This window comes from Cycloclasticus sp. (assembly GCF_019090545.1).
GTDB lineage: Bacteria > Pseudomonadota > Gammaproteobacteria > Methylococcales > Cycloclasticaceae > Cycloclasticus > Cycloclasticus pugetii.
Genome location: NZ_JAHRVT010000049.1, coordinates 1 through 13,444, shown reverse-complemented (window position 1 = coordinate 13,444; position 13,444 = coordinate 1). Strand labels below are relative to the sequence as shown.

13 protein-coding genes are annotated in these 13,444 nt (G+C 39.8%); 6 read left to right on the top strand and 7 right to left on the bottom strand.

The window, feature by feature from the left end:
- On the bottom strand, positions 1-2,355 hold a 2,355-nt coding region (locus KUG63_RS11025; protein ID WP_287555353.1), incomplete at its 3' end, for an Rne/Rng family ribonuclease.
- A 491-nt stretch (positions 2,356-2,846) separates the two neighbouring features.
- Between KUG63_RS11025 and KUG63_RS11020 the strand changes: the two genes are divergently transcribed.
- The 6 genes from KUG63_RS11020 to KUG63_RS10995 all read left to right on the top strand — a co-directional run bounded on the left by KUG63_RS11020 (position 2,847) and on the right by KUG63_RS10995 (position 7,819).
- Complete coding sequence (locus tag KUG63_RS11020) at positions 2,847-3,785, top strand: RluA family pseudouridine synthase (RefSeq protein ID WP_016390633.1); 939 nt, start codon at positions 2,847-2,849, stop codon at positions 3,783-3,785.
- Entirely contained in the window at positions 3,782-4,426 is a 645-nt protein-coding gene (locus KUG63_RS11015; RefSeq protein ID WP_016390634.1) for an HAD family hydrolase, read from the top strand. Before KUG63_RS11020 ends, KUG63_RS11015 begins: the two co-directional genes overlap by 4 nt.
- 2 nt (positions 4,427-4,428) lie before the next feature.
- The gene (locus tag KUG63_RS11010) at positions 4,429-5,400 is read left to right on the top strand and encodes a S49 family peptidase (protein WP_015005984.1); all 972 of its coding nucleotides are present in this window, start codon (positions 4,429-4,431) and stop codon (positions 5,398-5,400) included.
- 84 nt (positions 5,401-5,484) lie between these two features.
- Entirely contained in the window at positions 5,485-5,751 is a 267-nt protein-coding gene (locus KUG63_RS11005; protein ID WP_041932915.1) for a PepSY domain-containing protein, read from the top strand.
- A 14-nt stretch (positions 5,752-5,765) separates the two neighbouring features.
- On the top strand, positions 5,766-6,446 hold the full coding sequence (locus KUG63_RS11000) for a response regulator transcription factor (RefSeq protein WP_015005982.1): 681 nt from the start codon (positions 5,766-5,768) through the stop codon (positions 6,444-6,446).
- Positions 6,447-6,463: 17 nt separating this feature from the next.
- The gene (locus tag KUG63_RS10995; protein WP_287555350.1) at positions 6,464-7,819 is read left to right on the top strand and encodes an ATP-binding protein; all 1,356 of its coding nucleotides are present in this window, start codon (positions 6,464-6,466) and stop codon (positions 7,817-7,819) included.
- Positions 7,820-7,822: 3 nt separating this feature from the next.
- Here KUG63_RS10995 and KUG63_RS10990 read toward each other — a convergent pair whose 3' ends face one another.
- The 6 genes from KUG63_RS10990 to KUG63_RS10965 all read right to left on the bottom strand — a co-directional run.
- Entirely contained in the window at positions 7,823-8,644 is an 822-nt protein-coding gene (locus KUG63_RS10990; RefSeq protein ID WP_277642322.1) for a nodulation protein NolW, read from the bottom strand.
- Positions 8,641-9,159 carry a GNAT family acetyltransferase gene (locus KUG63_RS10985; protein ID WP_287555348.1) on the bottom strand — a complete coding sequence of 173 codons (519 nt, stop codon included), beginning with the start codon at positions 9,157-9,159 and terminating at the stop codon, positions 8,641-8,643. The genes KUG63_RS10990 and KUG63_RS10985 overlap by 4 nt, the downstream gene beginning before the upstream one ends.
- 208 nt (positions 9,160-9,367) lie before the next feature.
- Complete coding sequence (gene purB, locus KUG63_RS10980; protein WP_020162177.1) at positions 9,368-10,747, bottom strand: adenylosuccinate lyase; 1,380 nt, start codon at positions 10,745-10,747, stop codon at positions 9,368-9,370.
- A gap of 14 nt (positions 10,748-10,761) precedes the next feature.
- Positions 10,762-11,859 carry a tRNA 2-thiouridine(34) synthase MnmA gene (gene mnmA / locus KUG63_RS10975; protein WP_277642320.1) on the bottom strand — a complete coding sequence of 366 codons (1,098 nt, stop codon included), beginning with the start codon at positions 11,857-11,859 and terminating at the stop codon, positions 10,762-10,764.
- Positions 11,860-11,881: 22 nt separating this feature from the next.
- Positions 11,882-12,331: an NUDIX hydrolase gene (locus KUG63_RS10970; RefSeq protein ID WP_015005976.1), complete on the bottom strand. Its 450-nt coding sequence runs from the start codon at positions 12,329-12,331 to the stop codon at positions 11,882-11,884.
- A 144-nt stretch (positions 12,332-12,475) separates the two neighbouring features.
- On the bottom strand, positions 12,476-13,444 hold a 969-nt coding region (locus KUG63_RS10965; protein ID WP_319023249.1), incomplete at its 5' end, for a LysR family transcriptional regulator.

Below are 13,444 nucleotides of genomic sequence, written 5' to 3'. Positions count from 1 at the left end.
CTTAGACTCTACAGGCTTAGACTCTACAGGCTTAGACTCTACAGGCTTAGACTCTACAGGCTTAGACTCTACAGGCTTAGACTCTACATCTACTGGCTTTGAAGTGGCTGCACCTTGATTGGTTTCTGGTGAGCCATTTGCCGTGTCGAGAGGCTTAGGTTTGTTGCTTGTTGTACGCCTTCTTCTGCGAGGGTGGCGAGTACCGTTTTTAACCCCTGTGTTACCAGTTTCAGTGGGCTTAGCTTCTACAGGTTTAGACTCTACAGGTTTAGACTCTACAGGCTTAGACTCTACAGGCTTAGACTCTAGAGGCTTAGACTCTAGAGGCTTAGACTCTAGAGGCTTAGATTCGGCAATATTAGTGTTTTGTGACTTAGGTGCATCGCTGTTAGGTGAACGTTTATTGGATCTACGTCGTCTTCTAGGTCGTGATGGTTGCTCAGCATCGTTTTGTTTGGTTTGAGCTGGTTTTGGGTTTGTTTTTTCGTTTGAACCATCAACATTAGCAGCCTGTGATGTATTTGGGTTCTGCTTACTCTGATCTTTGTTATTTCTATTTTTATTTCTGTTTTTATTACGGTTTCTATTTTTATTTTCGTTTGGGTTAGCGTTGCGTTGTTGGTTGCCTTGCTGGTTATTGCTCGTTTTATTTGCTTTAGCCGGCTCTTTTTTAACAGGTTGTTTTTCTGATGACGGCACTATTTTGCTTAACAAACGCTTAAAGAAACCATCGTTGGCTACGTTTGATGGTGCTGTTGGGCGTTGTGTAGCAGGCATAACATTCTTAACGGCGGCCGTTTCTTGGCTGACGGCTTCACGTTGATATGGTTTAGCGTCTCGAGTCTTACTATTTTGTAGGCGCTCATGACTGGCAGCCGTATCTTGTTTTGCTTCTTTTGTACGAATTCGTTCTATTTCGTAATGAGGTGTTTCAAGATGTTTATCAGGAACGATAATCAACGATACTTTATGAGTCTCTTCAATTTGCTCAACTTCAGAACGTTTTTCGTTAAGAACAAAAGTCGCGCAATCAATGGGGACATGAACAACTACCCGCGCTGTATGCTCTTTCATCGCTTCTTCTTCCAGAATGCGAATAATGGATAAAGAGAGCGACTCAACACTTCGAATAGTACCCTGACCATGACAGCGTGGGCAAACAGGCAAGCTAGACTCTGTTAACGATGAATGGATTCGTTGACGAGACATTTCCAATAAACCAAAGCGTGAAATTCTGCTGAATTGAATACGTGCTCTGTCATGCTTCATCGCTTCTTTAATGCGATTTTCTACCATCCGTTGATTTTTAGTAGGCCCCATATCAATGAAATCGATGACGAATAGGCCGCCCATATCACGAATACGAAGTTGTCTTGCAATCTCATCAGCAGCTTCAAGGTTGATATTGAGTGCGGTCGTTTCAAAGTCAGCACCTTTTGTAGCACGAGCTGAGTTGATGTCGATGGAGGTGAGCGCTTCAGTTGGGTCTATAACAATGGACCCACCAGATGGAAGAGGGACTTCACGTCCGTAAGCGGTTTCAATTTGGCTTTCGATTTGGTAACGCGTGAACAAAGGAACGGAGTCTTCGTAAAGTTTAACGCGCGATAAATATTGCGGCATAATTTGCTGCATAAAATCATGTGCTAAATTAAATGATGCTTCACTATCAATCAGAACTTCATCAATATCAGCACGTAAGTAATCACGAATAGAACGGATAACAAAGTTGCTTTCTTGGAAGATCAAATAGGGCGCTTTACGGTCTTTTGAAGCGAGACTAATGGCATCCCACAAATGTGTAAGATAGTTTAAGTCCCATTGGAGCTCTTCGACTGACTTACCAACACCGGCAGTACGAACGATGAGGCCAATATTTTCTGGAATTTCAAGTTGATCAAGTACTTCGCGTAAAGCTGTTCTATTATCACCGTCAATACGGCGTGAAATACCGCCCGAACCCGGGTTGTTTGGCATTAATACTAAATAGCTACCTGCTAAGCTAATTTGTGTTGTCAGCGCTGCGCCTTTATTGCCACGCTCTTCTTTTTCAACTTGTACGACTATTTCCAAACCTTCTTTAATTTGGTTTTTGTCTTTTATATCTTGGGTGTCTAAGCCAATCGCTTGACCGGTAATTTCTTTAAATGGAAGGAAACCATGGCGGTTAGCACCATAGTCAACAAAAACGGCTTCTAAGCTACGTTCTACGCGGGTAATAAGTCCTTTATATATATTTGATTTTTTCTGTTCTCTTGCAGGTACCTCTATATCAAGGTCATATAGTTTTTGTCCGTCGACAAGGGCCACTCGTAACTCTTCTGTGTGAGTGGCATTGATTAACATTCTTTTCATTTGTTTCTTTTCCTGATGCCGCATAGTGCACAGAAATTATTGGGTGGCGAGAAAGGTGGAGTAGTTTCATATACTAATTGTTATCTTTAAATTTTAGTGGTTTAAAAATAGTTTGTTTCTCACTTGGTTCAGACATAAAAGCTTAAACTTATTTTATTAATTGGCTTTATTGAAATGTCCGTATTAAATTTCTGTATTTATGGGCAATTAAAAATCGCTCATCATGGGTCGAGCAAATAAAACCCGTTTGAATGCCAGTTGTGTAACTGATGCATTCAGATCCTGTTGTAAAGCTGAATAAAGTAGCTGACCTACTTCAATGTAACCACCCCAAAGGGCGAGTTATAAAACGACAGATTAGCTTTGCTAACAGACAATCGTTATCATGTTCACTGAGTTTAATAATTCTTATCTAATACCTATTAAACTTTTCGGACTATAGCAAATTAAGCTAATAACATCAATCAGATATACACTAAAGTTAAAACTATATGAAAACAGAGGCGTATGACAAAGTTCGGTTTATTGAGGTCGACGAAAATTCAGTAGGTCAACGCTTGGATAATTTTTTAATGACGCAGTTAAAAGGCGTTCCTAAAAGCCATATATACAAGATTATTCGCCGTGGGGAAGTCAGGATTAATAAAGGGCGAGCAAAAAACATCTATCGTTTAAAGGTCAATGACCTGGTGAGGGTGCCACCAGTAAAAATGGAAGAAAAAAGCACGTCATCACCAGCAAAGTGGATGTTGTCGAGCCTTGAGGAAAGGGTGATATATGAAGACGAACACTTATTGGTGCTTAATAAGCCTTCTGGTATGGCTGTTCATGGCGGAACGGCAAACAGTCACGGGGTAATTGAAACATTACGGTTTTTACGCCCAGAGGAGCGTTATTTGGAATTAGTTCATCGTTTAGATAAGGCGACCTCTGGCTGTTTATTGATCGCAAAAAATAGAAAAATGTTAAATGGGCTGCAATCATTATTACGCAATAGAACAATAAGCAAAACATACACAGCATTACTCTGTGGTGTTATCCATAAACAGTCCGTTAACGTGAATGCACCGTTGGAAAAGCGGACATTAGAAAGTGGGGAACACAGGGTGCGTGTTCACCCTGAGGGTAAAAAGTCGGAAACCTTGTTTGAGAAATTGGCGCAATATAAAGGGGCAACCTTAGTATCAGCGTCGCCTAAAACGGGTCGAACACACCAAATAAGGGTGCATGCTAAGCATTTTGGTCACCCTATTGCCGGAGATGAGCGCTATTCAACACCGGCACAGTATAAATCTTACCGCGAGAAAGGCTTAATGAGGCTTTTTTTACATGCAAGCAAGCTTGAGTTTATACACCCCTTAAGTGAAAAAAAGGTCATGTTTGAAGCGCCTCTAGATAACGAACTTGAAATGTTTTTAAAAACACTATGATTACTCAGTACGATTTAATAATTTTTGATTGGGATGGCACCCTAGTAGACTCTATCGATTGGATTGTTGAGTGCATTCAGACAATAGCTAAGCACCAAGGCATAGATCAACCTAGCCAACAAGCCTGTAAAGATATTATTGGCCTGAGCCTGTCAGAGGCAATGGTAACCTTATTTCCAGAGCTGTCTGATGATGAAAAAATAGCCATGGTTGCTGCCTATCGTGAGGTTTATTTAGCTAAAAAGATTTCAACAAAAGACTTGTTTGTTGATACATTACCGACCTTGGAAAAGTTAAAACAAATGGGTAAAACGTTAGCAGTAGCGACGGGTAAAGGGCAATCAGGTTTGGATAGAAGCCTTGATGGAACGGGGCTTCGCCCTTATTTCGACCACCTTCGGTGTGCTGAAAAAATGCAATCGAAACCTAGCCCACATATGTTATTTGATATTCTTGACGAAAGTGGTATCCAGCCAGACAAGGCGATAATGATTGGTGACTCAACATTAGATTTAAAGATGGCGAATAATGCAGGTGTATCCAGCATAGGCGTCACCACGGGTGCCCACTCACATGAAATATTATCAAAACAGATGCCGGTAGCGTGTATTAATAATTTAATGGAAATATTTGAGGGGTAAGAATGGCGTTTTTTAACAAAGATAAATCAATACCGAATGATCAACAATGGGAGAGATCTGTATTAGAGAAGGTCGCTCTGGCTTCTGTCATAGAACAACGACGGACACGACGATGGAATATTTTTTTCAAGCTTTTATTGTTAACCTACATCATTTTTATCAGTAGCTTGGCTATGTCACCGATGTCTGATGTAAGCACATTATCAAAAGGTCCACATACCGCGATGGTTGATGTTAAAGGAATCATTGTTTCGGGTGGCGAGGCAGATGCTGAGAGTATTATTAAAAGTCTAAAAAATGCAGTTAAGGACCCCAACACTAAAGGAATTGTTTTACGGGTGAATTCTCCTGGTGGAAGTCCCGTACAATCGAGTTATGTTTATGAGGCTATTCGAGAGCTCAAAAATACTCACCCAACACTACCAATCTATGCGGTGGTTGAGGATTTATGTGCCTCTGGCTGTTATTTTATCGCGTCAGCGGCGGATAAAATATTTGTCAACCAATCTAGCATTGTCGGCTCAATTGGCGTGGTGATGAATGGCTTTGGCTTTACGGACACGATGAAATCATTGGGTGTAGAGCGTCGTTTATATACTGCCGGAGAGCATAAAGGATTTTTAGACCCATTTTCCAACGTAAAACCTGCTGAAAAAGCACACGTTCAAGGGATGTTGAACGATATTCATACAGAATTTATCGAGTCTGTAAAAAGTGGCAGAGGAGAGCGTTTAGCAGAAAACCCAGATTTATTTAGTGGTCTAGTGTGGGCTGGCTCTGAGAGTATTGAATTAGGTTTGACTGATGCTATTGGTGATGTTCGATCTGTTGCGAAGAATGAAATTGGCGAAGAGAAAATTGTTGATTTTACAGCCCAGCAACCCTTTCTTGAGAAATTGGCAAAAAGTATGGGCGCTGCTACGGCATCGTTCATGGCTAACTTTACAACACTGAATAAAGTCTTTTTGTTTTAGAGGCGTATAGAAGATAAAATATTCAGCTAAAATTCATGCGAAATGAATAAACTGTTTACCACTCAATGAGCTTTTTATAATGATATGCGTACTTTAAAAGTAATTTTGTTCACTATTTTTTGCAATATGGCTATTTCAAGTCATGTTTTAGCGTGTGATGAGATGATTGTGTTAGCTGTTGCAGATATTATCAGTTTGGATGAGGCAATCAAGGCAGTTAAAAAGAATAGTAAAGGGAAGGTTCTCGACGCTCAAACAAAGCAAATGAATGGGCAACCAGTTCACGTAATCAAGGTGTTGACTGATAAAGGGCATGTTAAAAAAATTCGTGTTCAAGGTACACGAAAATAACGGAAAGGTTTTTTATGCGAGTTCTTGTAGTTGAAGATGATCAATCCTTGCAGGAGCAACTGGTTGAGAATTTAACGAAGAGGGGGTTTGCTGTCGATGCGACAGATAATGGTACTGATGCTCTTTATTTTGGTACAGAGTACCCCATTGATATTGCGATTGTAGACCTTGGCTTGCCAGATATCCCAGGGATGGAAGTTATAAAGCAGCTTCGTGCTAAAGATATCAATTTCCCAATACTTATATTGACAGCTCGTGCACGTTGGGAAGAAAAGGTTGAGGGTTTAGAGGCAGGCGCAGATGACTATTTAGTTAAGCCATTTCATACCGAAGAGCTATTAGCGCGGATGAATGCGTTGATTCGTCGTTCTGCCGGTGTTGCATCTCCAATGCTTGTGTGTGGCCCAATATCATTGGATAGCAGTGCACAGCAGGTTTTGGTGGATGAAAAGCCTGTTGTATTAACCGCTTATGAATATAAAATGCTGGAATATATGATGATGCATTCTGGTAAGGTTATTTCAAAAACTGAAATTACGGAGCATATATATGATCAAGATTTTGACCGTGATAGTAATGTAATTGAAGTGTTTGTAGGCCGATTGCGCAAAAAATTAGACCCCAATGATCAACACAAGCCGATAGAAACGCTAAGAGGAAGAGGCTATCGCTTTTCCATTCCGCTTAATCACTAGTTAGTTTAAAGCTGTAGATGAATAACAGCATACAGTCTCGGTTAATTTTTTCTGCCAGTGTGGTGCTGTTTTGTTTTTTAGGCTTAGCAGGCGTAGTTTTAGATGCGGCCTATCAAAAAGGCGCACAAAATGCTTTAAACGACCGACTTCAAATTCACCTGTACTCTATTCTTGGAAAAGCCGAAATCAGCCGTGCCAATAAACTAGTGATGCCGACTAACTTATCAGAACCGAGGTTCTCACAGCTTAGTTCAGGCTTATATGCCTATATTTTTGACCTTAACGGTGAAATGGTTTGGCGAAGTACCTCATCGATAGGTAAATTAATAGAGCCCATTAAGCGTTTAAAGCTAGGTCAAAAAGCCTATATAAAAAACCACCCGGGCCGTCAAGAAAGTGTTGCTTTACACTATAAAGCAACGCTGGAAAACGAACACTCTCAACAGAAGACTTTTGAATTTGTTGTTATTGAGTCTACCTCAAGTGTGGATTATCAGATAGCTGGATTCCGATCTGTTTTATGGCAATGGTTAGGTGGCATCGGGCTGATATTAATTATTTTACAGTTTTGGATTATAAGGGTTAGCTTAAGGCCGTTAAGGCATATAGTTGATGACCTAGAAAGCATTCAAACCGGCGATGCAAAGTATTTAGATAACGATTATAGTCATGAATTAAAAGAGGTTGCTAATACACTCAATAAGCTTATTCATAACGAGAGAACACATTTAAAACGCTACCGAAATACCTTGGCTGATTTGGCACATAGTTTAAAAACCCCTTTATCCGTTTTAACGGGGATTTATGAAAAAGAAAATTTATCGCAAGACGATAAAAAAGTTATTGAGAATCAAACCTTGCTAATGAGGCAAATGGTTGATTATCAGTTGCAAAAAGCTGCAGCTAAAGGACACCAGACGTTAGCAAAACCGTTAGATGTAGAGTTAATAGTGTCGCAAATTATCGATTCATTAAACAAAGTCTATGCTGATAAATCATTGAAGGTGATAAAAGATATTGAGCCGAATCTTTTGTTTAATGCAGAAAAAGGGGATGTTTTTGAGCTGTTTGGTAATTTATTAGATAATGCTTTTAAATGGGCGAATACGGTTGTAGAAGTTAGTGTTAAAAAGGTAACGAATGATTCATCTTCAAGTATTGAAATTACCATTGAGGATGATGGGGTTGGGATTTGTGATGATGAAATTGAAAATGTTTTAAAAAGGGGGATTAGGGCTGATGAGTCTGTTCATGGTCATGGCATTGGCTTAGCGGTCGTGAATGAATTGGTATCACTGTATAAAGGAACGTTAACATCGGGCCAAAGTCGGTTAGGCGGGCAAAAATGGACAATAGTGTTTCCTAAAAACTGACATTTATTGAGTTGATTGTGCATCTAGGTCGACAATTTTCACCCAAATAGTATTATTTTTTATAGATGTTTTAGACTGACTGCCAAGAATTTTAGAGTTGGTTTGCTGAGTGATTTCATCAATGCCTGTTAATTTAATCCAGGTGTTTAGCCGCCCGCGAATAACACTTGAGGCGCGGGTAAAGTGCGCCGAGGTTCTATTTTCAGACAAGGCTTCTTCATACCAAGGAGCAATGTCTAGAATAACGGAATCACTCGATAACCGAGGCGTAACGTAAAACCCGTTTGAGGCTTCACGATAGTCTGTAGAGGCTGAGATATGATGATGGTTGTTATATTGTTGGATATGGACACTATTAACAGGTTCACTGACACCATCTGATATATAAGCGGTATGTCCTTCTAAAACTTGTATGCTCTGATTGTTCTTTTCATTTGATTGGTCTTTTGTACTATATATTTTTAGTTCGCCATCGATGGCACTTTTTGCATTATGACGGGTATCAATATTGATATGACTGTTGACGTTATACCCCTTTGTTTGCTGATTAAACTGACCATCGCGATTTACATGAATAACTAAGCGGTGAGCAGGTTGGTCTAATCGCTCAATGAGTCTTTTAATATCGGATAGGTTTTGAGGGTCAACGCGCAGAATTAATTCGTTGTAACCGGCTCCCACTGTCTCATGAGGTTGTAAAAAAGGTTTGATGCTACTGATAACATCGACAGGTTGTTTGTGTTTTAAAGGGTGAAAAATAAGTTCAGCAAGAACAGGTGTGGTAAACAGTAACAAAAGAAAAGTAGCAGTAAACTTATTAATCATAATGGCAGTGACCGAAGTTCGATGTCTGGCGAACTGATTTCCCAAGCACTTTTAAAATAGGATAAGAACTGTGCAGTACGGTCTGCGTCTGAAAAATTACAGAGGCCAACATAATGTTGATAGTTAGGTATTTGAAGGTAGGCGCTTTTGTCGAAACAAACAAAATCATCCTCACGAGGAGGGCTAGCAGCGGCCACTTTCTTAAACGAAATGCTGCTAGAAAATCGATGTGATAAACCTAGTAAGCGATGAGAGATTCGGGTGATTGGACGTGTCTCATTCACTAATATATTGATATGAGTGCGATGATTTTTTAAACAAAACTGTTCACAAGCAAAAATAACTGCTTCGGTATCAAAAACCAAAGGGTTTAGCGTGTGACTGTAGATATTAATGTCAGTGTGGGCCTGATTAATCAAACAAACTAGGGCTAGTTTGTTTTGTTCAAAAGAGTTTAGGTTAAATGTTGTTTTTGTTTCTCTAAAGATGGCGTGTTCAAGCTCATAAATTGACATTGAAAACTCCAAGTAAAATGAATATTACTAATAGTTAACCAGTGCCGGTAATGAATAGCAAATAAAGCAAAAAAAAACCGAATCAATTGATTCGGTTAACGTACAAGACTTAAAGCCTATAAATGGGGAAAAAATAGACTTTAGGTATCGTCTTGCAGGTGATTCAGTATAATTATTTAAAATAATTTGAGTATGAGTTATGTCATATTTATGAGAGTTTACTAATATTATTTGCTAGTGTTTCTGCACAGCCGGTGTAGCTAGCAGGTGTCATTTCAAGCAGTAATTGTTTGGCATCGTTAGGAATCTCCAAAGTTTCGATAAAGGCTTTCATGGAGTTTTGATCTATGCCTTGCCCTCGAGTGAGTTCTTTTAATTTTTCATAGGGTTTTTCAATACCATAGCGACGCATCACCGTCTGGATAGGTTCAGCAAGAACTTCCCAGTTGGCATCTAAGTCAGCTAATAGTTTTGCTTCATTGATTTCTAGTTTTGAAATGCCTTTTTGTAATGATTTAAAGCCAATTAAGCTGTGTGCTAAACAAGTGCCTAGGTTTCTAAGCACAGTAGAATCGGTTAAATCACGTTGCCATCTTGAAATAGGTAATTTCTCAGAAAAGTGGTTCATTAAGGCATTAGCAATACCAAAATTACCTTCTGCGTTTTCGAAGTCAATGGGGTTAACTTTATGTGGCATAGTTGATGAGCCAACTTCTCCAGCAATGGTTTTTTGTTTGAAATAACCGACTGAGATATAACCCCAGACATCTCGTGAGAAATCAATCAGGATAGTATTGATTCTTGCTAGGACATGAAAGTATTCAGCAATATAGTCATGAGGCTCGATTTGGATAGTGTATGGGTTAAAGGTTAAACCCAATGATTCAACAAATGCTTCTGCAAACGCTGGCCAATCAACGGCTGGATAGGCTGAGTAATGTGCGTTGTAGTTACCCACGGCACCGTTTATTTTACCCATGATATCTACATCTTCCAGTTGCAATAATTGGCGCTCTAAGCGGGCAACAACGTTAGCAAACTCCTTCCCCATTGTGCTTGGCGAGGCAGTCTGCCCATGTGTTCTTGAGAGCAATGGCGCTGCCGCATAGTCAAGCGCTTTCTCTTTAATGTCATCAATAACATTTGCGATCGCAGTGCCTATTACTTCGTCGCGACCTTCTTTAAGCATTAAGGCGTAAGATAAGTTGTTAATATCTTCAGAAGTGCATGCAAAGTGAATGAACTCGCTAATGGTCAGTAATTCGGCATTGTCAGCGATTTTTTCTTTAAGAAAGTACTCAACTGCTTTTACATCGTGGTTTGTTGTGCTTTCAATGTCTTTTACACGTTGAGCATCGTCCAATGAAAACTGCTCGACGATACTATCAAGTAAGGCATGAGCAGTGTCCGAAAAGCGATTAACTTCAGAAATTTCATCGTGTTCTGATAAGGCTTGTAGCCAGCGGACTTCAACGGTCACACGTGCTTTAATTAAGCCAAATTCTGAGAAAATAGGGCGTAGTTCATTAACTTTGCTGGCATAACGGCCATCAACTGGGGAAAGGGCATTTAGTTTATTTAATGTCATGAAATTATAGTGAATTATGAGTTTATAGTGGAAGTGGCGTCTATTATACCGCCACCAAGGCAAACCTCATTGTTATAAAAAACAACAGATTGACCCGGGGTCACGGCACGTTGAGGGTCGTCAAATTGTACTAGGCAATGATCATCACCAATCAGGGTGACTTGACATGCTTGGTCTTTTTGACGGTAGCGTGTTTTAGCGGTGCAGCGAAAGCTGTTTGATACAGCTTGACCGCTAACCCAGCTGAGCTGTGATGCGTTGAGTGTATTGCTTTGCATTAAGGTATGGTCATGCCCTTGAGCGACTACTAAAATATTATTTTTTAGGTCTTTTTCAACCACATACCAAGGTTCTTCGGCAGCGGATTTAATGCCGCCAATACCGAGCCCTTGACGCTGGCCCAAGGTGTAATACATTAAACCTTGGTGTTCGCCAATGGTTTCACCTTCTGGTGTGTTCATAAGGCCTGGTTGAGCGGGCAGGTAGCGTTGTAAGAAATCTTTAAATTTGCGTTCACCAATAAAACAAATACCGGTGCTATCTTTTTTCCGACTATTAGTAAACCCCGCTTTTTGTGCAAGTTCTCTAACAGCCGGTTTTTCCATATTCCCAATAGGAAAGAGTGAGCGACTTAATTGCGTTTGCCCCAATGTATAAAGGAAGTAGCTTTGGTCTTTATTGTTATCCAAACCACGCAGGAGTTGGAATTGATTGTGTTGTTGAGCAATTTGTGTGTAATGTCCGGTTGCTATGTAATCAGCTCCGAGTTCAGTGGCATAATCTAAAAAGGCTTTAAACTTAATTTCACGGTTACATAAAATATCGGGGTTGGGTGTTCTACCAGCGGCATATTCGCTTAAAAAGTCTTCAAAAACGTTATCCCAGTACTCAGCTGCAAAATTGACGGTTTTAAGTTCAATACCCAATTTATCACTGACCTGTTGGGCATCGGCTAAATCTTCCTTCGCTGTACAATATTCGCTGCCATCATCCTCATCCCAGTTTTTCATAAATAAACCGGTTACCTCGTGACCTTGTTCAAGCAAGCGCAATGCGGCTACAGAAGAGTCTACCCCACCTGACATGCCGATCATTATTTTTTTATTGTCCATTTAAAACAGTAGGTTATAGGTTTTATTTAATGTAAGATTTAATGATTGAAAGCGGGTAACTAACCCCTGACAGGTAGTCATTAAGGCTTTCTAAAATAATAGGGCTACGTAAGCGATCGGTATTTGCTTTGATTTCATCGAGACTCATCCATAACGCACGAATAATGCCTTCATCAAGTTCTGTTGAGACTTCTTTATGACACACGCTGCCAGCATAAGTACTTCGATAATAGGTGGTTTCATTATCAGTGTTATGCCATAAATACGAGCCGATAATTACTTCCGGTGTAAAACGGTAACCCGTTTCTTCTAAAGTTTCCCTAATGACAGCGTTTTCCATACTTTCGTTTGGGTCTAAATGTCCAGCAGGCTGGTTAAGGACAGGGCCGACTGGGGACTCTTCCTCAACCATCAAAAATTTTCCGTCAAGTTCAACAATAGATGCGACGGTGACGTTTGGTTTCCAGATCATCGGGTGTAGTAAAAATTATTTAGAGTACGTATTTTAATTGAATTAATTGAAGAGTGCTTCAATTGAATTAAACTTATGGATTTAACAGTGCTAATGTTTTGAATTTAAAAATATTTATTGTTGAATAAAGCTATGCTGTATTTATCAACCTTGAAAAAAGCTGGGGTCTATTAACTCAAGAAAGTTTTTGGCTGGTAATGATAATGACCCTTGTCTTTTCATGGTGACACCGTAGTAATAATCAGGAAAGTATTTTGACAATGGTTTTGCGATGAGCTGTTCGTTGCCCGTTAATGACACGCTGGTAACGATTGATAAGCCTAAACCTAATTCGACGTATTTTTTGATGATTTCCCAACTCCAAGCTTCTAATGAAACCCGATAGCGTAATTTGTGTTTTTGTAATACGTCATCAACAATACGCCATGTATTTAAGTGTTTAGGTGGCAAAATAAGGTCATATTGAACAATCTCATGCAGGCTAACCTCATCGACCGAGGCTAGCGGATGACCAAATGGCATAATCAGCACAGGGACAAAGCGATAAACTTGCTTGTATAGAATATCGGCGGGGACTTCTAACATCGGGCCAACAGCAAAGTCTACTTCATCATTTCTAATGGCGTCTATGCTGGTGTTTCCTGATACCTGATGCAACTTAATATGTACATGAGGGTATCGTTGTTTAAAGCGTTCTACGATATTCGGTAATAAATAAAGGATACTCGCCTCACCAGCAGCGATGTTAATTTCAGTTGTTTCTTCTGGGTTGTTGGCGGCAGTGAACCGTGTTGGCAGAGTATCCATTTGCTCAACAAGTGGTTTTGCCAGTTCCAGTAATTTTTTCCCCGCATCCGTTAAGGTTATTTTCGGACCATTTCGAGTAAATAACTTAGCGTTTAATTCTTTTTCTAAGCTTTGAATTTGCAGTGATACGGACGGTTGACTTAATTGTAATAAATCAGCGGCCTTTGAAAAGCCACCAACTTTGGCGGCCATACAAAATGACCTTAATTGCTTATGACGGTTAGACTTTATCGTATGTTCTTCCATTGGATTGCATTCTATCATTAATTTAATTAATGATAGAAATAGCTTTATTGGGATTGTACG

Bases quoted from the DNA above. Each gene is read 5' to 3' on its own strand.
- KUG63_RS11020 (WP_016390633.1), top strand. From the start codon at position 2,847: ATGAAAACAGAGGCGTATGACAAAGTTCGGTTTATTGAGGTCGACGAA.
- KUG63_RS11015 (WP_016390634.1), top strand. From the start codon at position 3,782: ATGATTACTCAGTACGATTTAATAATTTTTGATTGGGATGGCACCCTA.
- KUG63_RS11010 (WP_015005984.1), top strand. From the start codon at position 4,429: ATGGCGTTTTTTAACAAAGATAAATCAATACCGAATGATCAACAATGG.
- KUG63_RS11005 (WP_041932915.1), top strand. From the start codon at position 5,485: ATGCGTACTTTAAAAGTAATTTTGTTCACTATTTTTTGCAATATGGCT.
- KUG63_RS11000 (WP_015005982.1), top strand. From the start codon at position 5,766: ATGCGAGTTCTTGTAGTTGAAGATGATCAATCCTTGCAGGAGCAACTG.
- KUG63_RS10995 (WP_287555350.1), top strand. From the start codon at position 6,464: ATGAATAACAGCATACAGTCTCGGTTAATTTTTTCTGCCAGTGTGGTG.
- KUG63_RS10990 (WP_277642322.1), bottom strand. From the start codon at position 8,644: ATGATTAATAAGTTTACTGCTACTTTTCTTTTGTTACTGTTTACCACA.
- KUG63_RS10985 (WP_287555348.1), bottom strand. From the start codon at position 9,159: ATGTCAATTTATGAGCTTGAACACGCCATCTTTAGAGAAACAAAAACA.
- purB (WP_020162177.1), bottom strand. From the start codon at position 10,747: ATGACATTAAATAAACTAAATGCCCTTTCCCCAGTTGATGGCCGTTAT.
- mnmA (WP_277642320.1), bottom strand. From the start codon at position 11,859: ATGGACAATAAAAAAATAATGATCGGCATGTCAGGTGGGGTAGACTCT.
- KUG63_RS10970 (WP_015005976.1), bottom strand. From the start codon at position 12,331: ATGATCTGGAAACCAAACGTCACCGTCGCATCTATTGTTGAACTTGAC.